The 383-nt window shown below is 63.2% G+C and carries 1 protein-coding gene; it reads left to right on the top strand.

Annotated elements, in window-relative coordinates; translation table 11 throughout:
• On the top strand, window positions 1-383 hold a 383-nt coding region (locus FN082_RS17835; RefSeq protein WP_142982039.1), incomplete at both ends, for a DEAD/DEAH box helicase.

Genomic DNA, 383 nt, shown 5'->3' with positions numbered 1-383 from the left:
ACCCTGAAAAAGCAGCTGCTGGCCTCCCTGCCCTTTAAGCCCACCGGCGCGCAGGCGCGGGTTACCGCCGAGATTGAACACGATATGGCGCTGGACGTGCCGATGATGCGCCTGGTGCAGGGCGACGTTGGCTCCGGTAAAACGCTGGTCGCTGCCCTGGCCGCCTTGCGCGCTATCGTCCACGGCAAACAGGTGGCGCTGATGGCGCCCACCGAACTGCTTGCCGAGCAGCATGCCAATAACTTCCGCAACTGGTTCGAACCGCTGGGCATAGAAGTCGGCTGGCTGGCGGGCAAACAGAAAGGCAAAGCCCGTCAGGCGCAGCAGGAGGCTATCGCCAGCGGCGAAGTGCAGATGATTGTCGGCACTCACGCCATCTTCCA

This window comes from Klebsiella spallanzanii (assembly GCF_902158555.1).
GTDB lineage: Bacteria > Pseudomonadota > Gammaproteobacteria > Enterobacterales > Enterobacteriaceae > Klebsiella > Klebsiella spallanzanii.
This window is presented reverse-complemented; position numbering and strand designations above follow the sequence as displayed.